The organism is Streptomyces sp. NPDC048623, assembly GCF_040650755.1.
Classification (GTDB): Bacteria; Actinomycetota; Actinomycetes; order Streptomycetales; family Streptomycetaceae; genus Streptomyces.
In genome coordinates this window covers 75,270-99,606 of sequence record NZ_JBEZHV010000012.1, presented here as the reverse complement: position 1 = coordinate 99,606, position 24,337 = coordinate 75,270, and the positions used below count along the sequence as shown (strand labels likewise).

The following is a 24,337-nucleotide window of genomic DNA, read 5'->3' as shown; positions in this document are numbered from 1 at the left end:
CGGCGCACAGTTCCAGAATCGGAATGTGAATACCCCCGTGAAAGAGGGGCCCGAACCGTGCCGGGCCCCTCGGCCGGCTTAGTACGGAGTCGGCTCCGTCACGGCGTCCGACCAGGACTTGAGGACCTTCACGACCGGCTTGAAGTAGGACACGTCTCGGCCCTTCTTGGTGGTGTACTCCACCAGCTCAATGCCCAGCTCGGCGAGGGCTTCGCCCTTGACCTTGTCGAGTGCGTTGCCGATTTCGTGCAGGGACTCTGCGAGCTTCCACGAGCCGGTCTGGAAGCGGAAAAGGCCAAGGTCGTAATCCTCGGCGAGCCGGAACGATACTGCAATGGACGGACCCGGACCCCGCTTCGCCTTGTACGCGTTCTTGCGGTCCTCCATAAGCGCCGGGCAGCCGCACGGCTTGCCCCGGTCCTCATCCGGAGAAATGAATTCGACTCCGTCACAGTGATGGATGAGAACGTTGCCGTTCCACAGCTTCATGTCCGACGTGATCGCGTCCGGGCCGGCGAGCACCACCTTGACGCGCTTGGCGTCGGTCAGAATCTCAATGAAATTCTCCGACGTGGAATCGGTCTCCACCGGGGTACCGCCCATGAGCTGAGCGATAGCGTCGGCCACTTCCGGGTCACCCGTGGACACCTTCCACGCCGAAAGCGCTTCCGGAATCCCGTTCACGGAGCGGCCCGAGTGGAAGCGGCCCACCGTGTCGTCAGAGAAAGAACCCTTCGGCATCGCGTCCGGGTCGGTCTCGAAAATGCGCAGCGCCATTCTGTATCCCCCTGGTTTTGGGCATGAAAAAGGACGAGTCGCCGAGTTGCGCTCGTCCGGAAATTGAAGTTTTGAGCGTCCTGCAGGATGGTTTACGCGGCTCGCCGCTGCGTTCCGGTGACAAGCCGGCGGACGCTCTCGGCGATCGGGACACCGAAAACGGTCTTGGAAAGGTCGCGGTCCCAGTGGAAGACGTGCCGCAGCGTCAGAAAGACATTGAAGATCTCTTCATCGATGCGGACCGGCTTGAACACCCATCCTTCAGGCGTGATGTGCAGTACGGCAGCACCGTCAATCTTCGGCATGGGCTCGGATGTACCGTCCGGAGAAATCAGGCGGTCGGCGTGCGCATAGGCGGCAAGCTGTAGAGCCACGTCCGGGTAAGCGGACTTCGACGTCTTCCAGTCGACTACGAGCGTGTGCCACTCGCCGTGCTCGTGGTCGGGCTTGCCGTCCTCGCCGAGCCGCACGCGGACAATGGCGTCAAAAGATCCCGCGTAACGGTGCTCATCCGACCAGGCCACATCCTCGGCGCGGACCAGCTGCGGGCGCACAGCAGTAAGGAACTCGGCGAAGCCGAGCCGGTACGGCTCCAAATCCGGATGGACTCGGCCGATCTCTTCCAGCCGAATCATGCGCTCGAACATGTCGTGAGCGTCCGAGCCGACTCGGGCCCGCAGCTTGGTGTAGCGGACGTGCGCGTTGCGCAAGAAGTCCACTGCGCCGGCGGGGTCGCGCTCGGCGATAGCCCGCACGGCGTCAAGGTTCTCGACCGCCGTTTCCGCGGTCATCCGCGCAGCCCAGAAAGTCAGGTAGGGCTTTGGGAGCATCGAGACGATAGACGTAACGCCCGGCACCTTTTCAGCGGTGCTCGGGTTGACGTAGAAGCGCGAGCCACCGCGCTTAATGGTCCGGATAGCTCTGGGCATGACTGGTCCCCCTCGTAAGTGGTTGTGGTGGCAAGGGGGATGACGGCATGACGGTTCAGAGTCTTTTTGGTATGCGTCTAAGAAAATAGAGAGAAAACCAAAACCGTGGTCTGGTCGTCATGCCGTCATCCCTTCGCGCTGATCAGCGCGGTACGGCGAGCCGGTCCGCGAGCGCGTGCAGCTCGTCCACGGACCCGCGATTGGTCAGCACGATGTCCGCGGGGAAGTCGTCTAGCTCGGTCTCGCTGCGGTGCTGCCGCTGGTCCTCGCCGGCGGGGCCGTGCTGTCCCGGTCGCTCGATGCGCACCAGGAGAAAGCCGCGGGCTCGAAGCGCTTCGGCTTCGTTCTCGTACCGGCAGTCCGTGACGACCACGGGCAGATTCCACCGCTCGGCCACGTCGACCTTTGCGAGGGCGGCGCGGAGCCAATGACGCTCGTCCTGGTCGCGGACTGCCTGCCCGAGCCGCTGCAACGTACGGCGCACTTCCGGGCGCCCCTTGGCCCGGTCCCACCCGTCCCGCCGAACCATGTCGGACAGGCGGAGCGGGATCGGCTCGAAGCCGGTCGGCTCGTGTCCCACGATGGGGTCCACATCGAGCGCGAGGGAGCGCAGCGGATCCGCGAACGCGATACGGGCGAACGCGTGCTGCGAGACGAGCCGGGACCCCACGGTGTCCTTGCCGGAGCCCGCGCGGCCCATGAGCGCCACGTGTCGGTAGGTCACTGCGCGGCGCCCTCGGTGTCCTGGTGCTCGGTGAGCTTGTCGGCCTGGTCGTCGTTCGGGACCAGCTCGGGCGAGCCGGCCGCAGTGGTCTTGCCGTTCTCGGTGCGCTGGACCGCCTCACCGACACCGAGGACGGCAGCCACGAGACCGAGGACGAGCGCGGACGGCAGCTCGGGCCGGTAGTGCGCCACCAGGGCCAGAGCGGCGACCGCCACGGCGTAGAGGCGGGCGGGATGAGTCTTGATGAAAGTCATGGGTGTCTCCTCGTTGTTGCTGTGCGTGTACGGGAGCGCGCCGAGCGGGTCAGCTGTCATCCGGTCGAAACCGGGGCAGCGCAGACCACCGCTCGACACGCTGTGTGATGGGTGCGGGGCGCGTCGGCCCCGAGCTGGTCCCCGCCGAGGGGGACCGTTGTCACGGGCGGTGTCAGACCGCCGGAACCTTCAGTCGGTCCCACGTCGTCTTGCCGGGCCACCCGTCCGCGTCGGCCCCGGTGAAGCCGCACTTTCGCTGCCACTTCGCGTACGAGAGTCGGTCTGCGTCGGTCCACTGCGGACCGGGGCCCGTGCGATAGGCGGAGCAGCCGACAGCCACCAGCCGCTTGCCCATGGCCGTGACCAGCGGCGAGCGAGGGTTGCGCTTGAACCAAGCGGTGCCCGGGAAGGGCGCGAAGCCGCGGGGCTTGTCGTACGCGGGCCGGCCGAAGCCGAGCACCAGGGAACGGGCTCGGGTCCGCCGGTACACGCCGTCCCCGTTGCCCTGCGAGCCCGCGGCGCCCGCGGACGTGTTGCCCTCGATTGTGCGGATGTCGGCGCCCGGGGCAGCGTCCTCGGTGACCACGCCCACGTGATCGGCGACCGGGCCCCCGTCCCAGGAGAAGAACACGATGTCCCCGCGCTTAGCGGCAGCCGTCCGGCCGTGCCACTGCCCTCGGGCCTTGAACCAGTTCACGTGACTGGGGCAGTAGGCGAACTTGCCGACCACGGCGGAATTTCCGCTGTCGGCAGCCCACTTGGATACGGCCATGTCGCACCACGGGTTGTAGTTCAGCCCGTACCACTTGCCATAGGGAGTGTCGTTGTTACGCCCCTCCTTGTAGCCGAGCGCTGCCGTCGCGGCACTGATCATTCCGTCAACAGATCCCATGAATCCCCCTCGAATTGGGCATGAAAAAGCCCCGCCCGGTAAGCCCGGAACGGGGCGTGTGCTGGTGCTGGTGCTGAGGTCTAGCCGGAGAGCTTCGCGACCGTGAGCCCGGCGGCAACGACGGTCGCCACGGCGGTAATCAGCGCGACCGGCAACACGTACTTCGCTCGCTCGGATTCGAGCCCGCGAATCCGCGTCTCGTGGTCCTCCAGCGTCTCCGTCACGCTCTCCCCCTCCTGCCCGAGGGACCGCACGTCCTCGCGCAGCCCCACCACTTCGTCATAGATTTCTCGGGCTCCGATGACGACCCCCAGCGGGTCGTCGTGCTCGTCTGCCATGTCCCCCCCCTTCCTATGCCGGCGGTGGTGCCCCGGGGCGTGTGGGCGGGTCCGGGGTCAGTCCCGTGTCTGTCGGCATCCCGTTGTTCTTGGCTCCGCGGAGCGTGAGCGTCTGCCGCACGCTGGTCCCGCTGCCCTCGGTTCGGATGCCGACGACCCACGCGAGGGTGTCCAGAGCGGCCCCCGTGGTGTCGACCACGCGCACGACGTCCCCTAGGTCGATTCTTGGGTCGGGCAGGATTTCCACGCTCTGTAGCTGCGGGGAAGGGACCGCGGACGCTTTCAGCAGAGCCCCGGCCAGATTCTCCGCGTCCTCTGCGTACTGCACCCACGGTGTTCCATCGTGCTCGTAGGACTGGACTCCATACGCGCCCTGACTTGGTGCATCGCGTTCCACTGCGAGAGCAGTAACAGGCGTGTTTCCGGCGGGCTTTGGCGCGACGAGATTGCAGGCGTGATAGTAGAACGTGCTCGTGGTGCGGTTCCGGACGGTCAGATAGACCGTGCCGCCGTCCCTCCGAATGCTGAACTCAGCCCCTCCGCGCACCACTGGTGCCGTCGTGGATGCCGTTGTCCGGATGATCAGATTCCCAAATCCGTTCAGATCGGCCGAGATCATCGGATTCGTAGGGTCGTAGCGGTCCTCGGTAATGGGCATGCTGCGAACAAGCGTGGTACCTGCGGGGACGGCAATCGCGGCTGCCGGCTTGTCCTCGATTCCTGCAAGTTCATAGGTGTGTCCGACCCAGCTATGCCACCGCACGGAAATGTCGTTCCGGCATGCGTCGATTTCATCGGAGACTGTCAGACCGGCGATCTCCCGTGCGGATGAGACAGTCACCGCGGGTATGGTGGGAGTTTCTGCCCACCGGGTGTAGTCCTGCCACCGAACAAATCCAGACCGGTCAAGCTCGACCGTTGAAAGCGTGGCCCGAGCAATATCCGTGATGACCGACCACGCGTCTCCGCTTACCTTCGGAAAGGTAAGCATGGGAAACCCCGGGACACCGAGCGTCGCCCCTTTGGTCCACGTCCCGGTGAGAGTTCGTTCCGCAGCTGTGACCGGGCGGGCAGGAAGCTGGGAAATCTGCAATGCCTCTACGCAGATGTTGTCAACCACGATATGTACGGCGCGCAACTCTCCGGGCGGGGAAGGAGATGTTGCAAGGCTTTGCCCCGCTCCTGTCCACGTGGTGCCGTCTTCGCGGGTAATGCTCGGAGTGACGGTGGGTACACCAGATGAGTTCCATTCGAGCCACCAGCCGAAGTGGAAATTTGCTGTGCCGATGGCCGTTGCAGTGGTCCATGTGACCCGCTGGTTTTGCAGTGGGTCACTGCTCGCCCCGTGGCTTGCTGTCAGTACCCCGGTCAGGAAGTTCACTTCAAACGAAACGAACCGCGAGTTGCCGCCGATGTCGTATTGGAGCCGATACCGGAAAGCCTGACTCTTGTCGGGATTTCCCGCCGCGTTTCCGACCCATCCTTCCAGCCACAGCCCGTTTGCCGGGCGGTTCACCACCGCTGCGGCAGGAAGGTAGTTGGCGTCTGCCGTGGTGAAAGTTCCGTCCATTGCGCTTTCGAACGGCGCTGCGCTTTTGTTCCAGAAGCTCCAAATTCCATTGAGCCAGTCAAGCCGGCCGATATTCGCAGCCGCACCACCATGCATTGCCGCATAGAAGATTGCGGAACTTCGTGGTGGCGGGCACGTGTGGATTCCTGCGTCTCTCAGTAGGTGGTCGACAACCCAGGTTGCGGACGTGACCCAGTAGAGCGCCGGGCTCCAGGGGGTGACGTTGTTAAGTGGGATATCGGGGTAGGGCAGCCGGGCCGGCTGCCGAAGCCGCTCGGCTCCGTCCAGGGCAGTCACACGTACCGCGTCCGTTCCCGACTCGGCCGAGCGGGCGCGGACGGTGCCGCGGAAGCTGTCAAGAGCTTCGCCGTTGATGCCCCATCCATGTACGACCGACTGCCCCGGGCGGGCTACGTCCCCGGTACTGCGGGGCGCCCACGGCCCGTACAGCGCCGGTGCGGAGCTGCCGCCCGTACCCGTCACCGTTGCGCTTATCTGTGCGCTGGTGGACCCGCTGAAAGCCCTCACGGCCTCCGGTAGGTCGGTCGCGTACGCACGGTCCAGGGACCAGCTCGTCACCTGTCCCGACACGTCCCGCCCGCCGAGCCGCAGCACGTGAGCGGCAGAGCGCTGCCCGAGGGCGAGAGCAGCCGTAAGAGCGGGGCTAGCCGACTGCACTACTGGTCACCTCCACAAGGTCAAGCCCGATATCCCGGTAGGCCCCGTTACCCGGTGTTGCCACATTCCGGTATCCCGTAATGCTGAAACCCGGGCTTCCCTCGCCAACCGGTAGCGAGGAAACCGCCGCGAGCAGAGCCGCAGAAGCATCCCCGAGGGAAAGGACCGACTGTCCGAGGGAGTAGAACCCCGTTGCTTTGAGCCGGACGGCAGGCCGCACGAATACGGCACCGGCGGGCGGGGAAGCGACCAGGGGCCGCGAGGGATCGGCTTGCATGGATGAACTGACAAGCGTGTTCGCCGAGTTGTACCAGTGCAGATAGAACCCCTCCACGGCAGGAGCAGCCGGGCTATACGAAAAGGTGTAAGGCCACCACGTCACGGGCTGTCCGCCGGGAACGGGGTAGCCGTACCACGACGGATTCAGCCACACGATTTCCGTTGCCCCGCTAGCAGGGAGCGCGGTCACATAAGCCACCTGGCTTACCGGCGGAGCGTTGATCGCAACCATCGTGACTTCCGACGTGTTATAGCCCCACTGTGTGGCCACTCCCTTTCCGCGGGATTGGCGCCCGGTCAGGAGATTGGATGCGAGCGGGTCCAGGACCACCAGGGGCCCCATGTACGCCACTTGGCGGGCGAGCCCGTCAATGTGGTTGGCATCCTCGGGGGTCATCGCTTCCCACGCGATCTTGTAGCGGCGTGTGATCAGCGACGGTGCCCACGTGGTGACCCCGCCGGCCAGAGAGCGGAATTCTGCTACTCCGACGTCGGGGCTACGGTCAAAGGTCTTTGCGCCGTCCCGGATTTGCCGAAGGCTGCCGGGTGCTCCGATCCACATCCGGGATCACCTCCTAGCTATCTGTCTATTTCCTGCCGCCACGGCACGTGCGATTTCCTGCGCCCCGACATTGAGGACGATTTCGCGCCGGTCCTCGCGCTCGGCGAGCGCACGCCGCATTTCCCCCCACCAGCCGGCGGCGAATTCGGCGACGCTGTGCGACGGACTGACCCGGCCCGCTGCCCGCGCGGTGTCGATGCGCGGCACGGTCACCATGGCCCGTAGCCGTGCGTCGAGCACGTGTTGTGTCCTATCGATTCCGTCGACCACGCCCGGCGGAATCCACCGGCCGATTGCGTCCCGCATGAGCCGTGAGGGGGAATTGATCCCGAGCGCCGAAGCGATCGGCCCCGGAATGGCGGACTTGGCCCACCCGTAGAGCTTGTCCTTGAGCCATCCGGTGAGCTGTGAAACACCGTTCCAGAGGCCCCGGACGAGATCGCCGCCCATGCGACCGAGCAGATTCCCGAAGTCGCCGAGTGAACGGGTTATCTTGCCGGGCAGATCGCGCATCCATTTGACGAATTCATCAAACTTCGCCTTGGCGTTCTTGGCGAAGTCGGCCACCGCTCGCACACTGTCGACGAACGACTGACCCATCCGGCCGACGAATCCGATGATGTCGCCAATCCACCCGATCGCTGTTCCGATTGCCGAGAACAGCGCGGAGAAGATCGGGCCGGCGAGTCGGATGATGACCGGAATAACGGCACCCAGGATCTTCGCGCCGAACTGTGCAAGCCACGTAACAATCGTGGTCACCACCGAGATCACGGGCTGTGCTTTCTGCACCAGCTCGGACAGCTTGCCGCCGATCATCTGAACCGCCGGAACAACACGGGTCGTGATGAACTCGGAGAGCGCCGAAAAGATCGGCTGTACGTTCTCCAGGATCACCGCGTAGATCCGCATAGCGGCAGGAATGATCGTCTCGGTGAAGATCCGGGCAAGCGCCGTCAGAATCGGCGTAAGCGCACTGTAGATCGCCCCGTACAGCGTCATGAAAGCAGGGAACAACTGCGTGGAAACGGTTGTCCAGACACTTTGCAGCGCTGGAAGCACCGTCGTAACGAAGAGCTGCCCGAGGGCGGACACGCTCGGGGCGAGGGTGTCCCGGATCGTCGTCCCGAGCCCGAGCACGGTTTGCCCGAGACCGGCAATCGACTGCCCGCCGGCCCCCGAAGCGAACGCCCCGAAGAACCCCCCGACCACCGTCTTAGCGGTGCCGAGAGCGGGGCCGAGAACGCCACCGACGGTGGACGCAAGCGAGATCAGCGGCGGGAGCACGTTGTTCCCGATGAAATTTGTTACGCCGACTTCTAGCATCCGCTTGAACTGCTCGACCTTGGTCGACGCATTGTTGTGCAGCGCGTCACCCATTTTGCCGGCGGCGCCCGCGGTGTCCCCGAGTGCCTTTACGGCGGTCTTCGGGTCCAGCGCATAAAGAGCCTGACCCAAATCCTCGCTCTTCGTTCCGAAAAGTCCGACGCTTGCCGCGCTCCGCTCGGCAGGGTCCTTAATGGCTTTCAGTCCGTCAAGGACCTGTTGCAGACCCTCGCGGGCTCCGGGGCCACCCGCGGCAATCTTCTTGGTCATCTCCTCGGCATCGAGCCCGATAGCCTTGTACGCTTCCGCACTCGCCTTACTGCCGTCCGTCGCCCTGATCTGAAATTCCTTCAGAGCATCGGCTACGGTATCCGTGTCTCGGGCGCCTGCCTTGAGACCCTGGGACATAAGCCCCATAGCGTCCGCGGCAGACAATCCGAGATCACGGAACTTGGTGCTGTATTCGTTGAATGTGTCCGCCATGTCATCGGCGCGGGGACCCATCCTTTGCATTCCGGCAGTCAGAATGTCGAGCGCTTCCGACCCGTCCTTGGCAAGCCCGTTTTTGAGAATCTGGCCAACGGCATTACTGGTCTGACCCAAGTCCAGTTCGAAGACGTCGGAAAGGTTGGAAACCTTTCCTGTGATCTCTTCAATCTGGGCGTTGGTCGCATCCGGCGGGAGGATGCCCGAGCGCATGACACCCGAGATTGCCGATGCGGCATCCTCCACGGACTCCGTGACACCGTGCGCGTAGAGCTGCCCCGCGGCTTCGCCGTAGCGTTTCGCCTGTGCGGGGGTGCTGCCTAGGGACGCCTGTATTCGGCCGTCGATACGGGTTTGGTCAAGGGCATCCATGAAACCCTTGGCGAGCACCGCAGCGGCAGCGATACCAACGGCGACGAGCGAGCCTTTCAGGACTCCGCCCATTGTCCCGGTGAAGCCCTCGCCGGCCGCCCCGCCCGCATCCTGCCCCGCACCCTCGGCGGGACCGGTCACCTGCCGCTGTAGTTCCTCGGCGAAGCCCTGGACTTCGGGGACGATCGACACGTACCCCATGCCGACTTCCACGGCCACTAGCCATCACCCCCCGGGGCAGGCTGCAACCGGGCGAGATACGCGGCGACTTCGCGCGGGTCCCTCTCGGTGCCGCCGATTCGTTCGGGGCGAACACCAGGGCGGGGAATGGGAGTTGGGCGACGGGACGGGTTCTTGGCCCCCTCGTTCGCGCGCTGCCAATTCGCCTCCGCTAGCCGGTCGTGCAGCGCTGCGAGTAGCTGCGTCTCCAGTGTCCAAGCCGAGTCCTCGCCGGCCAGTGCGCGCCCTAGCGCGGAGTCCGCGGGCAGATGGGCCACCAGCGCCCGCACCCGTCGCCACGTAAGCCGCGAGCCGGTCCGGAAAAGGTCCCGGATATCGGCGTGGTAGTAGCGCGCTAGGTCCGCTTCGATGGCCTCTCCGTGCTCACTCAGGAGCCGGCAGAGGCCGACGATTCCCCCAGCGGAACACCCTCGTGCGCCTGCCAGCGCCGGAAAAGCTCTCCGAGGGCGCCGAGCGGCAGCGGAATTTCCTCGAAGATCGGCCACTCAGTACCGAGACCGGCGCACAGGAGAGTGTCAATGTCCTGCGCGGACGGGTTGTCCACATTCACCTTGCGGAGAATGGACTTGTCCAGCTCGCCGGCCGACGGCATCTCAAAGAGATGACCGGACACGGTGAAGCGGAACGGCTCGCGGCGAGATTCCTTAACCCATACGTCAAGGTCGAAAGCGGAAGTAGTCATGGTTCCCCCTGAAGAATTGTCGTATACGGATTAGGTGGGCGGCGTGGCAGACCACGCGGGGTCATTGCTGTACTTGAAAGCCACCGTGCCGTCCGGGCCCGGATAGGCCGTAACGGTCAGCTCGTACGCAATGGCTTCGTCGCCCTTGTAAGTAATGTCTCCGGTCTCGGTGACTTCACCGTCCGGGATCACGATGCGGATATGTGCGTCACCGTCGATGACGTCGAATCCGAAAGTCCGGCGGTCCGGCCCCGGGGCCTTTACGGCAAGCACGGACTTACCGGTCGTGGTGATCACCTTTGAGCCCTTGTGGTAGAGCTCAAGCACGGTCTTGCTCGTCTCGATGGCGGTAAAGGAAAACGTCATCTCGGACGAGCTGATCACCTTGCGGACGGTCTGCCCGCCCTGCCAACCCTTGATCTCGGAAGAGTCGGAAGAGTTGGACTCGGTAATGCCGTCATCGGAGATCCAACCGATATCCGTGAAAGCGGCATTCCATGTGGATTCCGAATCGGTCGGAACCGTGGTCTTGGGCGGTGCCACGTATGCGGCACCGGTCACAGCAACGCGAACCGCGTTGGCGCTAAGAGACATGGAGGTCCCCCTAGTTAGGTCTCGGGTAGTCGCCGCAACGCAACGCGTGCGGCTGTACGATGTGCGCCCATGGACGCAGGATTGGCCGCCGTACTTGGCGCATTGGCGGGCGCAGTGGCAACAACCGGTGCCGCAGTAGCAGCAGGTTGGGCGCAACGGGAGGTTGCCCGTATTACTGCTCGATCCCAGCATCGAAAGGAGCGGCTTCAGTCCCGGCAATCCCATTACCGAGAGTTCGCGAGTGCCGCATATACCGTGCGGGACTTGGTGAAGCGTTCCGTCGGTCACCGCGAATCGAGCCATGTCGTGACGGATCAATTCTCTCAAGAATTGCAAACAGCTTGGAAAGCGCTACAGGGAGCCCGTCTTGACGTTGTCCTGTCGGGTCCTGATCAAGTGGGCATGGCCGCACAGAAATTGGAAGAGCTAGCGAGCGAGGTCTCACGCGAGGCGCGTGTGTTTATCGTGATGGGAATGCTTGAAACTCAGGGTGTCGTGATGAGTGAGAGCGACAGAAGAGACCGCCATGAGGCTCTCATGTTTGTACAAAACTCTGCGACTGCTTTCGAAGAGAAAGTGGGTGAATTTGAGCGACTTGCTCAAGCTGCTCTTGAGGACGACGGAAGCGCGAGATTAGGCAGATAGAATCCGCCCGCGCATGTGGATTTCCACGGCGAACGCGTATCGGGGAGAGCCTGACTCGGGGTCGGGTAGCCACTGCGGGCCCCCGACTTCGCGCACGGTGTAGATCGTGACCCCGTCCCGAACTCCGGGGATGACGTGGACCAAGGCGCGGACCAGCTCGGCGAGATCAGCGGCGGCGGCTTCGGTGTCGGCCCATGCGTGGACATCGAGCCGGGGCCGGTCGGATACCGGGGTCACTCGTGTACCCCCGACACGTTCCACCCGGACGAACCGAGCGGGCCGCGGAGACGGGATGCGGGAAACCACGGGGACGGGCTCGCCGGCTGCCGCGAGGGCGGACCGGAGATAGCCCGTGAACACGGCCACCGCGTCCGGCATGACGACCACGGGGCGGGTGCTCACTCGGCACCGTCCATCCCGCCGAGCAGAGCCCGCCGCGTGCGCTCGGCAGCGTTGTGCCGCGAGTAGTCGCCGATCACGGCAGCACGCCATCGGTGGGCGCGCAATGCCGAGTCGGTCCGGAAGTCGCCCCCCGTGGTCGACTCCGCGGCGGATGCGATGCGCTCGGCGATTCGGCGGACTTCGGCCCCGGCTTCGTCCGACTTCATCAGGGAGGTGATCCCGACTCGGTTCGGGCGGAAGCGCATCAGCCGATCACCTCCTTCAGGCGTGCTTCGGTGTGGTGGTGTCGGCCCGAGAGCGTCCAGCGCGCCACGTCGCCGTCCACGTCGAGCAGCCGGCCGAGTGCCACCACGCGGTCCCCGGGCTGTAGGTCGACGTCGACCCCGCGGCGCGTGGTCAAGCGCCACCCGGTGACGACCACGGGCCGGTCCCCGGTGTCCTCGGCGGATACGTCGGGCTGCACGGACACGCGGCGGACGGTCGTCCTGGTCGCTGCCGCCCAGTCCCGTTCACTGGTCTCGTTGCCGTACCGGTCGACCACGTACGGGGCCCTGAGCACGACGACGGTCTGTGTGTAGTGGACGCTCACCGGAGCCTCACCACCGCGACACGTCGCCGGTAGCGGGCGAGTAGGTCCCGGTCCGCGGGGGCGAGGGATGCCCCGATGGTTTCGGCCGAGTAGGTCACCGAGACCGAGCCCACGGATTCCTGCCGTAGGTCGGACGGGTTCGTGAGCGCTCGGCCGGCGAGGGTGAGCACCACGCCGAGCACGTCCCCGGGCACGTACGCGTAGCCGTGGGCGTAGGTGACGCTCACGGCCTGGTCGTCGTCCACGGCGAGCCGGTCACGGACGAGCTGCCACCGGTCCGGCGGGACGAGCTGCCCGCCCTGGTGGACCGACTGCACGGAGATCACGGGACGCTGTGGCAGCACCACCCACCCGGCATTCGGGTAGAGCGTGACCGAGCTGGTCCCGCGGGTAAAGCTCTGCCGGGCTTCCCGGCGGACCACCGCGGACGCCACATCGAGGACCAGAGCGGCGCCCTCGGGCAGCTCGGCCGGCTCACGCTGCAACCACGCGGCAAGCTGGTCCACGGTGGCCAGTGCGGGGAGTGCCATTCGCGTTACCTCCCCTTGTTACTTGACTGTCTGTGCGCCGCACGCCAGACACCGCGTCACGGTCCGCGCAGCCCCGCCCGAGTCGATAGCCGGAAAGCTTTCGACTCGGGTTGGGGTGTCGCACCTATCCGTGTGCGGAATCTGAGGGGCGGACGCTGCACGCTTACGCGGCGGCAATTCCGTACCCCTTCCGATTACTTGGCGAGAACGCCGTTAAGGCGAGCCGCAGCCTTACCGCCGAATACGGCGAGCCCGCAGTAGAACTCAATCCGAGTGCGGTAGGCCGGCTTGGTTTCGAGCTGCCCGAGATCGTCCACCATGACCCCGCCATTGGTGAGACCGGTCACGGCCTGGTCGTCCTCGGTCTGGCCGAAGCGAACTGCGTAAATGCTGGACGCGTCGGTGGCCGTGCCCTGCGTCTCGCTCTGCGGAAGGATGTCCGCGCCTGCGGCAGTCTGGCCCGGATCGAGCAGAGGAATACCGTTGTACGTCGCGACGAGCTTTCCGGTAAGAGCCTCACGGACCATCTCGTAGCCGCCGAGCCGGCGAGCCGCTGACTTGATCTTGGCGATCACCTGGCGATTGGCGTAGATGGCACCGTTGGTGCTGCTCAGGCCCGGGACGGAGCCCACGAGACCGTCCAGCAGATCAAAGAACGCGTGGGCATCGGAGCCACCGTTGCCGACGATCGGAGCACCGTTCGCGCCCGCGGAAAGAACCTGCGAGCCGGTGAGCCTCTTACGCAGACCGTCAAAGCCCTTGGGCTCCGTCGCCACGTCGCCGTTAAAAAAGTGGTCCTGAAACTTATATGCCGCAGCCTTGACCTTCATGCGGGTCTGAATGGCGCGCTGGTCATTCAGGTTGCCGCGGGTCTTGACGATGAATCGGTCCACGTCCGCGTCACCGCCGAGAATGACAAGACTCTCGGACTTCTGATTCACGGTTCCCGTGGACTCGGTGTAACCCTCATTTACGCTACGGAAAGCGACGCCCGGAAGCGTGGACTCCTCGTTGTAGCTGTACGAGTTGCCCTCAATGGACATGAGCGGAATACGGTCCAGGATGGACGATTCCTGTACGAAAGTCTCGATGACACCGCGCTGAAGATTGGTGGTGCTGAGCTTCGCGGACTCGGCGAGCGAAAGCGCCATGTGCTATCCCCCTGATTTTGGGCATGAAAAAAGGGACGCACGGTTTCGTGTGTCCCTCGGTCTGTGTGAGTGGTACGGACTACTCGGCAGTGCTGTACGCGTCCCGCAGACGATCGAGCGGCGACGCGGCGGGCTCGTCCTTCGGGTCCGTGCTGCCGCGCTGCCCCGAGCCCACGTCACCCCACGGGGCCGAGCCCGGCGGCGTCGACTCCGCGGCGAGATACGGCTTGTCCTTGACGAGCTGGTCCACTGCGGCAGCGATTGCCGCGGCGTCCACGTCGCCGGCCGTGCCGGTGAACCCGTCAAGGTCGACCAGGGCGAGCGCGTCCGCCGGGTCACGGAGCTTGCCGGTTGCTGCCGCCCGCAGCTCCGCGCGGACGAGCTGCCCCATGAAGTCGGCCCGGATCTCCTCGCGCATCGCGTCAAGGTCGGTGCCTCTGGTCGCCGCATTCGACCGGCGGAGCCGCGCGGCTTCGGCTTCGGCGTCCGTAGCGCGCTTCTCTGCGGCACTGCGGGCAGCACGCTCGGCAGTCAGTTCGGCCGCAGAGTCGCTGCCGCTCTCGCCCGGCTTCACGCCCGGTGCGCCCTCGGGCGGGTTGCCGCCCTGCTTCGGGGCGCCCTCGCCCGGCTTCGGCTTCGGCTCCGGGCCGGTCGGGTTGGGATTCGGGTTCGGGTTGTTGGGCATGAGTCCCCCTTATGTGATGTAGCCGTGTTTCCGGAGCATCGCTATTTGGTGCTCTCGGCTGTCGCCAGCAAGTTTGAAAATCGTCTCGGGCATGAGCCGGGCTTCCTTGGCGCGCATGTACCGCTTACCGGACTCTTTCTCGAATCCGGACCGCAGCGCTTTGCCGCCGATGCCGCGCTTCGTCGTCCCCTCCGTGGTGACCCGCATCGGCCCCCGGCTCGTCGTCGCCATCGCCATTCCTCGGCGCGCGTTGACGAGCTGCCCGAGATCGGCCCCGGCTTCCAGAGCCTTGACCCCCGCAGCCCCGAGCCGCTTGCGCTGGTCCTCGGGACTCATCTCGGCGAACAGTTCCTCGGGGGACTTGCTCGCTCGCCACTCGGCATCCGTCATCGGCTCCATGCCGCAGTCACAGCGCGGATGCCGACGAAAGCCCGTGGAGTAGCTGTACGTCCGGCCGGCGAGGATGATGCACCGGGCACACGCGGGCAGCCGCACCACGCGGACGTAGGACACACACCGGGGCTCGGCAGCCATGGCGACCGACGTAGCCGCACGCGCCGTGTCGGCAACCGTGGTCGACACCAACAGAGCCATTTGGTTCAGCCCCACCAGGGAGGCCGCTTCCGCGGATGCCCCGCCGGCCAGAGCCTGTGCCGTACTGATCGCCGGTACATAGAGCAGAGTGGCAAGCGGACGAGCATCCGCGGCGACTCCCGCGAGGGCGCCCGGGGCCAGCAGACCGACCGGGCCGGCTGCCGCACCCTGCGCGAGCACCGATGCCGTGACGAATGCCTGTGCACCCGCCGCTGCGGTGATCTGCCCCGCGGTCACGGCTGCGAGGATCGCCCGCCCTGTCTCACCGGACATGGCGGACAGGATGCGGTCCGGGGTCACGTCGCGCCACAGCGCTTGCACCGCCTCGACCACGCCCCGCGTGATGCTCTGCACCTCCGCGTACCGAGCCTGTGCGAGCGTTCCGGAGTCAGCCACTACGCGGCGTCCGGCAGCTCGTCCGCGGGCTCGTCCTCGCCCTGGTCGTCCTCGACCGGCTTCGGCCCGTACAGCGCGGCCACGTTGCCGCCGAGAATCGCTGCCGCCTGGTCGTCGCGCATGGACTTCCACCGGGCGATCTCATCCGGGGTAACACCCGGAATCCGCTCCCACAGAGCTTCGTCCGGTACGCCAATGGACTTGAGCTTGACGAGCGCATCCGAATACTGGGAGTCCGAACGGAACTGCGGGTCCCGCCAAATCACCGTGCCGAGCGCGAGGGATTCAGCCCGTCCCCGCTCGCCGGCCGCGAGGGCTTCCAGCCGCATCACTTCCCGCAGCGCCGCACCGAACTGCCGTTGCCGCTCGGTCACTTTGGCCACTAGACCGGCTTCCGATGCGGCGAGGGCATCCGCACTCACGTTGATGAGCTGCCCACTTAGGTACGTAGCGGGCGTGCGGGTCTGCGCCGCAATGTGCTCGACTGCCTTGGTGATAACGCGCAAGTAGTTGTCGAGATCGGCGGCGGAGAATTCGGCGATCGATGCGCCTTCCTTCTCCAGCCACAGCAGCCGGTCCGACCGGAACTGTCCAATCGGCTCGTCTTCCTCGCCGACGACTTCGCCGGACTCGGGGTCGATGATCTCCCGAACGGGCCGATCCATCCCGAGGATTGCGCGAGCGGGCAGCGCGAGACCATCCGAAGCAGTCATCATGTGCGCCCACAGCGTGTTCACCGCATCCTGTAGCGGGAGCACGGTCACCAGCTCGGAGCGCGGCTTTCCATGAAGTCGGCCCCGGTTGGGCAGTTCCACCAGCGGGACGACCCCGAGAGGATTCGTGATATGCGAGGGCTCGCCGCGGGACAGTCCCACAGTACGTCCGGTCCACACATCACTGCGGCCCCGACGCTGCCACCGGTACACCATGTCAGGAGTGAAGAGAGTGGCAAACTCCCACTCCCCGTCCCGCCACGCTTTCAGCCCCGCAGCGCGCAGCCGGCGACGACCAGGCACATACTCGACGATCGCGTTTGCCGCGTGCTCAAACGTGATCTCGGTATTGATCCCGTCCGGCTTCCACACCAGCGCGTACGAGCGGCCCGTGATGAGCGCTTCCAGAAGCGCTAGGCCGATCTCTACGTCGCACTCGGACTTCCGCCACGCCGTAGCGGCAGCCTGGTCCACCGTCCCGTCTTCCAGCCGGAATCCGAGCGGCATAAGCCGTTCCACCGTGGCATCCGGGACGGTCGCACACCAGTTATCGGAAAATTCCTCGAACAGTCCGCCGGTCTGCGCGCTGAACTCGGGTGACGCGAACAGCAGGGGTTGCTTTCCCTCGTACGCGTCGGACCACTTCCGCGTCTCGTTCTTCCGTCGCTCGATCTTCGCGCGGAGCCGGACCGTCATCTGTAGCGGAGTCTCCGCCATGCTCCCCCCTTCGGGCATGAAAAAGCCCCGGCCGGCTGATCCCGTACGGGGCGGTCTATGCGCTAGCGGCGCGAGGGCGTTTGAGCGGTCGACGCACGTAGCCGTCAAGCGCCATGACGGCAGCGGCTATCCCATCGATGCGGGCGGAAGACTTTCCGCGGTCCGGCTTGACCGGGCGCATGTTGTCGTTGCCGTCGCGGTACACCTCGACCACGGAGGCGTTCCAGCGGAGCACGGGGTTACCGCCGTGTCGTATTCGGCCCTCGCGTAGCAGCCGTTCAAGTTCCTTGCAGCCAGGGGACATTCCAAGGTAGGTCTGCGCGACCGGGACAACGTCGACACCGCGGGTCCGGTTCTCGATGCGCTGGACGAGCTGCCCCGCAAACATGCGGTCATAGCTGATGCGCTGTACGTCCAGCCGGCGACAGTCCGCGACTATCTGTTTCTCGATGGCGCCATAGTCGATCGCGTCGCCCTCGGTAAGCGTGATCAGCCCCTCGCGGGCCCACTGCCGGATAGGCACCTGTAGCTGTTGCTCCAGCTCGTCGGCCCTCTCCTCGGGCAGCCAGAAGCGAGCCACTAGTTCCAACTCGACACCGGGCACACGGGATTCAACCGCAAGGACCCACGCCGAGAGATCGGACACCGCAGAAAGGTCGACCCCGCCCCACGCCCGCCGATACCGAAAAACCTTGTCGTTCACCGTTCCGTCGTTCTCGTCCCACAGCGAGAGCGGCAGCCACCGCGAAGCGGCCCGCATACGCCTGTTGAGAGACAGGCGGCAGAACGTTGCGAAGTAACTCGGAGTGCTCTTGGCTTTGTTCGCCTCACGCCGCATGTACGCGAGCGAGGGAGACGCACCAAGCCCCGGATTCGCCTTACGCCACGTGCCCTCTGCGAAAGGATCGTCCCTCTCCTCGGCAGCCCAGATGACCCCGTAATGCCCGGGGTCCGAAACCACGTTGTCCGCACAGCGGCGCGTGTACGTGTGTTTCTCGTCGTAAATGCTGCCCTCGGTACCCTCATCCGCCGTCGTAATGAAAATGACTAGTGGCTGATCCCGGGCACCGGTGCCGGTCTCGATCGCGTCGATAAGGTCACGCCGTTTGTGCACGTGCACCTCATCCACAATCGCGCCGGACACGTTCAAGCCGTGGGCGGTCTCGGCGATCTTCGAGAGGGCCCGAAAGAGACCGCCCGTACGCGGGACTCGGATAAGGCCCCGCAGAACCTCTACACGCCCCCGTACAGCACGGGAAGTGAGCGCCATACGCTTAGCGTCATCGAAGACGCGTTCTGCCTGTGGGAGCGAGCCGGCAGCCGCGTACACCTCTGCACCGATCTCGCGGTCGGCGAGCAATAGCACCAGACCGATACCGGATGAAAGTGTGGACTTGCCGTTCTTGCGCGGAACCTCGATCCACGCCGAGCGGATCACGCGGACCGCTCGGCCCAGCTCCGGGTCATACGCGAGCCATCCGAAGATGGGGGCGATTACCCAAACGATCTGCCACGGCGAGAGTTTGAGCCGTGAGTTACCCCAACGCCCCTTCGTGTGCTTGAACGACTGGATTGCGTCCACGGCTCGCCGAGCGGCGGACACATCGAAGTACGCGCCCGAAGCGTCCGCGGCTTGCGCTGCGACCACCAGGGGGCGAGAGCGGCAAGCGTCGGCTATCTCGTCCTCGGAGAGCCCGAGTTCGCGCAGCGCGTCCAGCGGTACGGGAAGACCGTCAATCGAATACGTCTCCGTCATCATCCCCACCAAAGTCCGGCGGGGTGATCCGGGTTGCCGACGCGGGCGAGAGCCCAAGCTCACCCACCAGCGAGCGGAAGTGACTCCGGTACTGGTGGGCAATCGTCACCCACGGCGATTTCACGTTCCCGCGATCTGTCTCGACTACCAGCCCCGTGCGGGAGAGCTCCCGCTCTGCCTGCCAGAGCCGAGCCACCGTCAGGCAGTACTCAATGGCCGTTTCACGCTGCGAGTCGGTCAAGCCGGCTGCCACCACCAGGGCGGGAATCGTCCGGCGCCACACGTCGCGAGCCTTCCCCCGCACGTCCTCGGCGGAGTCGCCCGGCAACAGCTCGTCCCAGTCCGGTTCGATCGGCTCGGCAGGGGCGAAGCGCGCACCCTCGCTGTGCCGGTCGGCGCGAAACGTGCCCTCGCGCACCGCTTGAATATGAGGCTTGGGCTTCTGACCCGGAACGGCCATGCTTCACCACCTCCCTTACGCAGCGACCCAGGTTTCTCCGGCGAGCAGCAGCCGTATCGCCGTGCGACTCACGCCGTAGGCATCGGCTACAGCTTGCTTGGTGCGCGGATCGGGTCGCGCGAACTCTTCGCGTATTGCCACGGCGTCCGCCATGGTGAGCTTCGTGTTCGACCCTCGCCGAACATTCTCCGCGTTCGTAACTGCCTCAAGATGGAAAGGGTTTACACACGCAGGAACTCGGCAGAGGTGATCAACCACGAGCCCAACAGGTATGGGCCCGTTGGCAGCCTCATACGTGACACGATGCACCTGCACCGTGGTTTCGTTGTCGTCGCTATTAGTGATGCCATAGCCCTTACGGCTAAACGGCCCGGTCCAAAGCGCGCACGGCGTCCCCTTGTAACTCAAAGTCGAGTCAATACGTATTCGACGGGCTATCCGATCACTCAAGACGGCACGCTCGGGCAAATCATCACCCCACCAAAACGGTTCAATTAGCCATGCGAAAGAAACGCCTCCCTGCCGTGCAATCTCGGGAGGGGCGGGGGGTCACCCCCTGGTCAGTACGGCGGACGCTCCGCCTCACGCTGAGAGCGACGCTCGGCAGCAAACCCGCCCGGCTGGTGCTTCGCGGTCTCCCGCGAGTGGCACGACGTGCACAGCGGACGCAGCCGAGACCACGCATCCGGATCGGACACGCCACGCGCGACCAGCGAGCGACGCGACTCCGGGAAGTGGTCAGCCACGGTCGCCGGCTTCGAGCACAGAACGCACCACGGATGGGCGTAGAGGTAGCGGCGCCGGATGTTCGGCCACCGTCGCCCGTACGCGCTCGTCCCCGGTGTCACCCTCTGTGCGTTCGCCTCACGCTCGTGAGCGGCACAGCGGCCACCGCGGGCAGTCAGTTCGGGGCACCCGGGTACCGAGCACGGGGGGCGGGGTCGTCGGGGCATAGAGGTACCTCCTGTAAAACCCTGACTGGAAAGCCGAGATCGAATTTGCGAACAAGAGATGTCTTGTTACCGTTCCAAAATCAGCCGACGGGATCAGGCAACTGCCGGTCCAGATAGGCACCTTGGCGTCCGACCCTTCGCCCTACGCGTCACGCGCTACCCGCCCCAGACTTCGAGCCTCTGCCGTCATCTCCGCAACCCAGAGAGCGGCCGTTCACATCTCTGATTGATCTTTGGCGCCTTTGACGGGGTCCGGGCCTTGAATCCCCTCCCGAACGCCCGACACCCCTGCCTACGCTCCACGGCACCAGCACACGAGAGGTAGTCATGACTCCCAAGACCGAGACTCGGCCCGTGTTCGAACTGCGCCTCTACGGCTTCCATGTCATCGCGCAGCGCATCCCCGGATGGCTCGTCACCCTGGCATCCCTCGCCGGCGGGGCAGCAATCACGTGGTGGACGCAGCGCTAGGTAGGCAGCCGGGGACCGGACACAAGAGAGACCCAGACATGGCAGCAGAGAGCTTCGAACCATCGGACGTGACCACGCTGGTGAAGCGGTGGATTAAGCAAGCCCGCACGGACGCCAAACGGGACGGTGAGCACCCGCCCCCGCCCTACTCGGCACTGTCCAACACCAGGCGCAACCAGCTACACCAGGAAGGGCACTTCTGGTTCATCCTCGCCACGGGACAACTCCTTGAACGGTGTGTGCCACCCCGTCCGACCCCCGAGAACATCCGAGCCATCCGCGAGCACTTAGCACAGTGCTGCAAGCGGCTTTACGCGATGCTCGATGCCCGCGGGGACTTGCTGCCCGAGGGTGTAAGGGACCAGCTCGGCGCAGCCGAACAGCACATTGCGATGGCGCTGGACATAGTGGGGAACGCCCCTGCGGCGTGGTCGCGTGATGCGGACGCAGCGTGGGCCGAGCTCATGAAATGGGCCCGGCAACTCGACACCAGCCCCGACTACCCCCGAAGCGGCCCGTGGGTCCCGGACGGGTGGCGGGCCTACGTCAACGGCTAGCGTCCGCCCCGAACTCCGTGCTCGTCTTGAGCTGGTGACACCCCCGGCACAGCACTTGAACGTTTCCGTCCGTGTCGGTCCCTCCCATCGAGAGGGGCCGCACATGGTCCACGTCCACGTCCGCCGTGGCGAAGTCGTCCATGCACCAGTCACACCACGCGTGCCCCTTCCGCTCGATGATCCGGCGGAGTCGCGCCGCGGCATCGTTCCGGGCCGCTCGTCGCCGGCTCCGTGCTCGTCGGTTGCGGACGGTCGGTCGTTCCTCGTACGCCCCGTGATGGGTCTTGCAGCGTCGGCGGTGTGTCGCCGGCTCCGCGCAGTCGATACAGCGCATGGTCTGTCCCCCTTGCCGTCGTCGGCCTGGTCGTCGTTGTTGCGCGCCCACCCCGGGACTCGAACCCGGAACTCTGCGGCCGATATCTCGGACGAGCCGAGCCGGTACCGCGCACCTCTGCTCTATTGGGTCAGGTGGGCTTGGTCGTCCTCGCCGGCGGGGCCGGTCCGGACACGATGGGGACTGCACGCGCTTACGACCCCTTTCGGCGACTCGCGGACGAGCCGGTTACTCATGGGCGGTGCAGTCCCCGCGCTCTGCCGCACGACCCCCGCGGCCACCCCGGTAACGCGGGGCGCGTGGTGCACGGGCAGAGCTGGTGTGAGGGTCGGGCACTCGGTCCGCCGTGGTTCCCCCTTGGGGTGGGTGCGCGGTAGTCCCTGGTCCCTCTTCCGGAAGTAGTAGGGACGGACGGATTCCCGCGCCCCTCTCGGTCGCGCGGTCGACGCGTCCACTTGCTTCCGGGAGTAGTAGGGACGGACGGATTCCCGCACTGGCCGAGCATGACGGGATGACGTTCCGATGCACGGTTCGGTTTTCTCCATATTTTTTCTTGTGCATACGAGAAACACTCTCTAACCGTCATACCGTCATGGCTCCGCCGCTGGTGGGCCCCGCTGCGGGCACAGCAAAGCCCCGGCGGTCCGCGAGGGACTACCGGGGCTTGGCCGGGGCGGGTGTACTGCATTCTCGGACTTGTCCTAGATGCTCCGCCCTACCCCGCGCACGCCATGTTGGCGCGGGGCACATCGAGCCTATCCGGGGTTCAGGGGGCCCGCTGCGGGCACAGCAAAGCCCCGGCGGTCGTGGGGACCGGCCGGGGCTCTCGGGGCTGCTACGCGGCGACCAGTTCGCGGACAGGTTCGCTGAGCCGCACCTTTGCGCCCTCGGTCGGCTTGTCTCCGCGCGCTTCGGATTCCAGCGCCGATGCGACGCCCGTAAGGGCTTCCGCAGCGGGGTCCAGCTCACCGTTCATCGTGAAGTCCACGCGCCGCGTATCCAGCTTCCGCCACCCTCCACGAGTGCCGCGCCGTACGTCGAGCCGCACCCCGGTTTCCACGAGCATGGCTCGCCGGCCCGCGGTGTCCTTGGCGGCCCACTCGTCCGCAAAGGTCTTGCCCGTGGGGGTCACGATGCGCTGTGCTTCGCGCTTTTCACGGGTCTCAAGATCGGCTATGCGGGCATCGAGTGCGTCCGCCCGTTCCTGCCATGCTCGCGCAGCGTGCTTGGATTTCTGCCGCCCTTGCTGTTCCTGGTGCTCGTTGAACTCGGCCAGGGTGGCGGCAAGTTCGGGGGCGGGGTCGTAGCCGGGAATCTCTACGACCGTCTTCGTCTCTATCGCTCCGACCAGCCGCAGGAACTCGGCGGTTACGTGTTCGTCTGCCCAGTCTGCGCGGATGTTGGAGGGGGCTTCGCAGGCATCGCCCCGGGCGTGGCTGTTGCACTTGTAGTTGCCGCGCTTCCCCTCTTGCTGGCTGAGGTACATGCGGCCCCTGCATGAGTCGCAGTGGATCACGCGCAGCAGCAATGCGTCCGTGTCGTGCCGTTCGCGGTTGTCGATGCTGCGGGCGTCGAGAACAGCGCCGATCGCGTCGAACTCCGCGCGCGTCATGATCGGCTGTTCGGTCTGCATGACCGGGTTGCCCTCGGCGTCCCGCACGGGCTTGCCCTTGTGCATCTTCCAGCCGAGCAGCGATTCGCTACGAAGCATCCGTGTGATGACGGCGGGGGCCCACTTGAACACGGATCCCTTGGCTTTGCCAGTCTTCCCGCCCTTGTCGCGGTTCATCTTCACAGCCCAGTGATCCCGCGGGCTCGGCACCTCATCGTTGTTGAGACCCGCCGCGATGGCTGAGACGGTCATGCCGTCGAACAGTTCCCGGACGATGCGTTCAATGATCGCCACGGCTTCCGGGTCGGGGACGAGCGTCCAGCCCACTCCGCCGTGTTCCTTGGGCATGGGGGCGGGCATGTAGCCGTACGGCGGACGACCGCCACCACGCCACCGGAGCGGCATCTTGCGCATGGCAGCCATGGCGCCGGTGACACGCTCTTTGGTGCTCTGCGCCTCCACCTGAGCGGCAAAGGCAAGCATGAGCATCATGAGCTCGGACATCGGGTCCATCGGGTTCCGGAAGTCCAGAATCATCGGACCCCCGCCGATGCCCTCGGCGAACAGCAGAACCTTTCGGTGCGTCCGCGCCCAGTGGGCAAGGTTCTGCATGTCGCTCATGGACCGGATGGCACGGTCAAAGCGCCACCACACCAGGACGTCAAAGTCATCCGGACGGGCAAGCCACGCGCCGAGCTGCGGGCGGTCAAACGGGCTGACCTTGGACGCCGATACGTCAAGGTCGACGGCTTCGCGGAGCGTGTCACCCTCGCCGAAGCTGATGTTGTGTGTGGCTGCCGCTATGTCGTCGGCTTCGCGCTGCCGCTCCGGGCTGGTCGTTTCATCGGTGAGCACGGACAGACGGACACACCGCACACCCCGCAGGGTCTCGGAGTAGACCGTGCCCGCAAGTGGGTTCCTCGGGGTGCTGGTCGTCATCCCCTCTGTAGGGACGGGAGGGTTCCCGCTACCGGGCTTGACCAGGACCGATGCCACCATGCGGACACTCCAGAACCGCTAGAACGGAGTGTTGGGAGACCCCGAGGGCAACGAGTTCTGCATCGAGCGG

General features: G+C 65.4%; 26 protein-coding genes. 3 read left to right on the top strand and 23 right to left on the bottom strand.

Annotation, left to right across the window (positions count from 1 at the left end):
* Positions 1-78 precede the first annotated feature (78 nt).
* The 11 genes from AB0C73_RS19200 to AB0C73_RS19150 all read right to left on the bottom strand — a co-directional run bounded on the left by AB0C73_RS19200 (position 79) and on the right by AB0C73_RS19150 (position 10,703).
* On the bottom strand, positions 79-777 hold the full coding sequence (locus AB0C73_RS19200; protein WP_362531230.1) for a hypothetical protein: 699 nt from the start codon (positions 775-777) through the stop codon (positions 79-81).
* Positions 778-869: 92 nt separating this feature from the next.
* Positions 870-1,706, bottom strand: a complete 837-nt coding sequence (locus tag AB0C73_RS19195) for a hypothetical protein (RefSeq protein WP_362531228.1) — start codon at positions 1,704-1,706, stop codon at positions 870-872.
* A gap of 142 nt (positions 1,707-1,848) precedes the next feature.
* Positions 1,849-2,430, bottom strand: a complete 582-nt coding sequence (locus AB0C73_RS19190) for a hypothetical protein (RefSeq protein WP_362531226.1) — start codon at positions 2,428-2,430, stop codon at positions 1,849-1,851.
* On the bottom strand, positions 2,427-2,684 hold the full coding sequence (locus AB0C73_RS19185) for a hypothetical protein (RefSeq protein WP_362531223.1): 258 nt from the start codon (positions 2,682-2,684) through the stop codon (positions 2,427-2,429). The genes AB0C73_RS19190 and AB0C73_RS19185 overlap by 4 nt, the downstream gene beginning before the upstream one ends.
* A gap of 172 nt (positions 2,685-2,856) precedes the next feature.
* A complete protein-coding gene (locus AB0C73_RS19180; RefSeq protein WP_362531220.1) occupies positions 2,857-3,576 on the bottom strand; it encodes a peptidoglycan-binding protein in 720 nt (239 codons plus the stop codon).
* 80 nt (positions 3,577-3,656) lie between these two features.
* On the bottom strand, positions 3,657-3,914 hold the full coding sequence (locus AB0C73_RS19175; RefSeq protein WP_362531218.1) for a hypothetical protein: 258 nt from the start codon (positions 3,912-3,914) through the stop codon (positions 3,657-3,659).
* Between the two features lie 13 nt (positions 3,915-3,927).
* Positions 3,928-5,580, bottom strand: coding sequence for a hypothetical protein (locus AB0C73_RS19170; RefSeq protein ID WP_362531216.1), 1,653 nt, complete (start codon positions 5,578-5,580; stop codon positions 3,928-3,930).
* Positions 5,581-6,148: 568 nt separating this feature from the next.
* The gene (locus AB0C73_RS19165) at positions 6,149-7,003 is read right to left on the bottom strand and encodes a hypothetical protein (RefSeq protein WP_362531213.1); all 855 of its coding nucleotides are present in this window, start codon (positions 7,001-7,003) and stop codon (positions 6,149-6,151) included.
* 6 nt (positions 7,004-7,009) lie between these two features.
* Complete coding sequence (locus AB0C73_RS19160; protein WP_362531211.1) at positions 7,010-9,406, bottom strand: phage tail tape measure protein; 2,397 nt, start codon at positions 9,404-9,406, stop codon at positions 7,010-7,012.
* 388 nt (positions 9,407-9,794) lie between these two features.
* Positions 9,795-10,109, bottom strand: a complete 315-nt coding sequence (locus tag AB0C73_RS19155) for a hypothetical protein (protein ID WP_362531209.1) — start codon at positions 10,107-10,109, stop codon at positions 9,795-9,797.
* 30 nt (positions 10,110-10,139) lie between these two features.
* Positions 10,140-10,703, bottom strand: a complete 564-nt coding sequence (locus AB0C73_RS19150; protein ID WP_362531208.1) for a hypothetical protein — start codon at positions 10,701-10,703, stop codon at positions 10,140-10,142.
* A gap of 69 nt (positions 10,704-10,772) precedes the next feature.
* On the opposite strand from AB0C73_RS19150, the gene AB0C73_RS19145 reads away from it, so the two are divergent.
* A complete protein-coding gene (locus AB0C73_RS19145; RefSeq protein WP_362531205.1) occupies positions 10,773-11,348 on the top strand; it encodes a hypothetical protein in 576 nt (191 codons plus the stop codon).
* 398 nt (positions 11,349-11,746) lie between these two features.
* Here AB0C73_RS19145 and AB0C73_RS19140 read toward each other — a convergent pair whose 3' ends face one another.
* The 10 genes from AB0C73_RS19140 to AB0C73_RS19095 form a co-directional block, all read right to left on the bottom strand.
* Positions 11,747-11,995: a hypothetical protein gene (locus AB0C73_RS19140; protein WP_362531202.1), complete on the bottom strand. Its 249-nt coding sequence runs from the start codon at positions 11,993-11,995 to the stop codon at positions 11,747-11,749.
* Positions 11,995-12,339 (bottom strand): hypothetical protein, encoded by a 345-nt coding sequence (locus AB0C73_RS19135; protein ID WP_362531201.1) that lies wholly within the window; start codon positions 12,337-12,339, stop codon positions 11,995-11,997. The genes AB0C73_RS19140 and AB0C73_RS19135 overlap by 1 nt, the downstream gene beginning before the upstream one ends.
* Positions 12,336-12,869, bottom strand: coding sequence for a hypothetical protein (locus tag AB0C73_RS19130; RefSeq protein ID WP_362531198.1), 534 nt, complete (start codon positions 12,867-12,869; stop codon positions 12,336-12,338). The genes AB0C73_RS19135 and AB0C73_RS19130 overlap by 4 nt, the downstream gene beginning before the upstream one ends.
* A gap of 194 nt (positions 12,870-13,063) precedes the next feature.
* Positions 13,064-14,020: a major capsid protein gene (locus tag AB0C73_RS19125; protein WP_362531196.1), complete on the bottom strand. Its 957-nt coding sequence runs from the start codon at positions 14,018-14,020 to the stop codon at positions 13,064-13,066.
* Positions 14,021-14,099: 79 nt separating this feature from the next.
* A complete protein-coding gene (locus AB0C73_RS19120) occupies positions 14,100-14,705 on the bottom strand; it encodes a hypothetical protein (RefSeq protein ID WP_362531195.1) in 606 nt (201 codons plus the stop codon).
* Positions 14,706-14,714: 9 nt separating this feature from the next.
* Positions 14,715-15,653 carry a hypothetical protein gene (locus AB0C73_RS19115; protein WP_362531193.1) on the bottom strand — a complete coding sequence of 313 codons (939 nt, stop codon included), beginning with the start codon at positions 15,651-15,653 and terminating at the stop codon, positions 14,715-14,717.
* 41 nt (positions 15,654-15,694) lie between these two features.
* Positions 15,695-17,125, bottom strand: coding sequence for a phage portal protein (locus tag AB0C73_RS19110; protein WP_362531191.1), 1,431 nt, complete (start codon positions 17,123-17,125; stop codon positions 15,695-15,697).
* Positions 17,126-17,180: 55 nt separating this feature from the next.
* A complete protein-coding gene (locus AB0C73_RS19105) occupies positions 17,181-18,884 on the bottom strand; it encodes a terminase TerL endonuclease subunit (RefSeq protein WP_362531188.1) in 1,704 nt (567 codons plus the stop codon).
* On the bottom strand, positions 18,859-19,341 hold the full coding sequence (locus AB0C73_RS19100) for a P27 family phage terminase small subunit (RefSeq protein ID WP_362531186.1): 483 nt from the start codon (positions 19,339-19,341) through the stop codon (positions 18,859-18,861). Before AB0C73_RS19100 ends, AB0C73_RS19105 begins: the two co-directional genes overlap by 26 nt.
* Positions 19,342-19,356: 15 nt before the next feature.
* Positions 19,357-19,650, bottom strand: a complete 294-nt coding sequence (locus AB0C73_RS19095) for an HNH endonuclease signature motif containing protein (protein WP_362531518.1) — start codon at positions 19,648-19,650, stop codon at positions 19,357-19,359.
* Positions 19,651-20,621: 971 nt separating this feature from the next.
* Between AB0C73_RS19095 and AB0C73_RS19090 the strand changes: the two genes are divergently transcribed.
* Entirely contained in the window at positions 20,622-20,765 is a 144-nt protein-coding gene (locus AB0C73_RS19090) for a hypothetical protein (RefSeq protein WP_362531183.1), read from the top strand.
* A gap of 38 nt (positions 20,766-20,803) precedes the next feature.
* Positions 20,804-21,322: a hypothetical protein gene (locus tag AB0C73_RS19085; protein WP_362531180.1), complete on the top strand. Its 519-nt coding sequence runs from the start codon at positions 20,804-20,806 to the stop codon at positions 21,320-21,322.
* Here the strand turns inward: AB0C73_RS19085 and AB0C73_RS19080 are convergent.
* Positions 21,312-21,464 (bottom strand): HNH endonuclease signature motif containing protein, encoded by a 153-nt coding sequence (locus AB0C73_RS19080; RefSeq protein WP_362531177.1) that lies wholly within the window; start codon positions 21,462-21,464, stop codon positions 21,312-21,314. The two genes, AB0C73_RS19085 and AB0C73_RS19080, sit on opposite strands and share 11 nt — an antisense overlap.
* A 1,027-nt stretch (positions 21,465-22,491) precedes the next feature.
* Positions 22,492-24,207 (bottom strand): recombinase family protein, encoded by a 1,716-nt coding sequence (locus AB0C73_RS19075; protein ID WP_362531174.1) that lies wholly within the window; start codon positions 24,205-24,207, stop codon positions 22,492-22,494.
* Positions 24,208-24,337: the final 130 nt, after the last annotated feature.

Coding starts and splice junctions, on each gene's coding strand:
- AB0C73_RS19200 (WP_362531230.1), bottom strand. CDS start 777: ATGGCGCTGCGCATTTTCGAGACCGACCCGGACGCGATGCCGAAGGGT.
- AB0C73_RS19195 (WP_362531228.1), bottom strand. CDS start 1,706: ATGCCCAGAGCTATCCGGACCATTAAGCGCGGTGGCTCGCGCTTCTAC.
- AB0C73_RS19185 (WP_362531223.1), bottom strand. CDS start 2,684: ATGACTTTCATCAAGACTCATCCCGCCCGCCTCTACGCCGTGGCGGTC.
- AB0C73_RS19180 (WP_362531220.1), bottom strand. CDS start 3,576: ATGGGATCTGTTGACGGAATGATCAGTGCCGCGACGGCAGCGCTCGGC.
- AB0C73_RS19175 (WP_362531218.1), bottom strand. CDS start 3,914: ATGGCAGACGAGCACGACGACCCGCTGGGGGTCGTCATCGGAGCCCGA.
- AB0C73_RS19170 (WP_362531216.1), bottom strand. CDS start 5,580: ATGCATGGTGGTGCGGCTGCGAATATCGGCCGGCTTGACTGGCTCAAT.
- AB0C73_RS19165 (WP_362531213.1), bottom strand. CDS start 7,003: ATGTGGATCGGAGCACCCGGCAGCCTTCGGCAAATCCGGGACGGCGCA.
- AB0C73_RS19155 (WP_362531209.1), bottom strand. CDS start 10,109: ATGACTACTTCCGCTTTCGACCTTGACGTATGGGTTAAGGAATCTCGC.
- AB0C73_RS19150 (WP_362531208.1), bottom strand. CDS start 10,703: ATGTCTCTTAGCGCCAACGCGGTTCGCGTTGCTGTGACCGGTGCCGCA.
- AB0C73_RS19145 (WP_362531205.1), top strand. CDS start 10,773: ATGGACGCAGGATTGGCCGCCGTACTTGGCGCATTGGCGGGCGCAGTG.
- AB0C73_RS19140 (WP_362531202.1), bottom strand. CDS start 11,995: ATGCGCTTCCGCCCGAACCGAGTCGGGATCACCTCCCTGATGAAGTCG.
- AB0C73_RS19130 (WP_362531198.1), bottom strand. CDS start 12,869: ATGGCACTCCCCGCACTGGCCACCGTGGACCAGCTTGCCGCGTGGTTG.
- AB0C73_RS19125 (WP_362531196.1), bottom strand. CDS start 14,020: ATGGCGCTTTCGCTCGCCGAGTCCGCGAAGCTCAGCACCACCAATCTT.
- AB0C73_RS19120 (WP_362531195.1), bottom strand. CDS start 14,705: ATGCCCAACAACCCGAACCCGAATCCCAACCCGACCGGCCCGGAGCCG.
- AB0C73_RS19110 (WP_362531191.1), bottom strand. CDS start 17,125: ATGGCGGAGACTCCGCTACAGATGACGGTCCGGCTCCGCGCGAAGATC.
- AB0C73_RS19105 (WP_362531188.1), bottom strand. CDS start 18,884: ATGATGACGGAGACGTATTCGATTGACGGTCTTCCCGTACCGCTGGAC.
- AB0C73_RS19100 (WP_362531186.1), bottom strand. CDS start 19,341: ATGGCCGTTCCGGGTCAGAAGCCCAAGCCTCATATTCAAGCGGTGCGC.
- AB0C73_RS19090 (WP_362531183.1), top strand. CDS start 20,622: ATGACTCCCAAGACCGAGACTCGGCCCGTGTTCGAACTGCGCCTCTAC.
- AB0C73_RS19085 (WP_362531180.1), top strand. CDS start 20,804: ATGGCAGCAGAGAGCTTCGAACCATCGGACGTGACCACGCTGGTGAAG.
- AB0C73_RS19080 (WP_362531177.1), bottom strand. CDS start 21,464: ATGGACGACTTCGCCACGGCGGACGTGGACGTGGACCATGTGCGGCCC.
- AB0C73_RS19075 (WP_362531174.1), bottom strand. CDS start 24,207: ATGACGACCAGCACCCCGAGGAACCCACTTGCGGGCACGGTCTACTCC.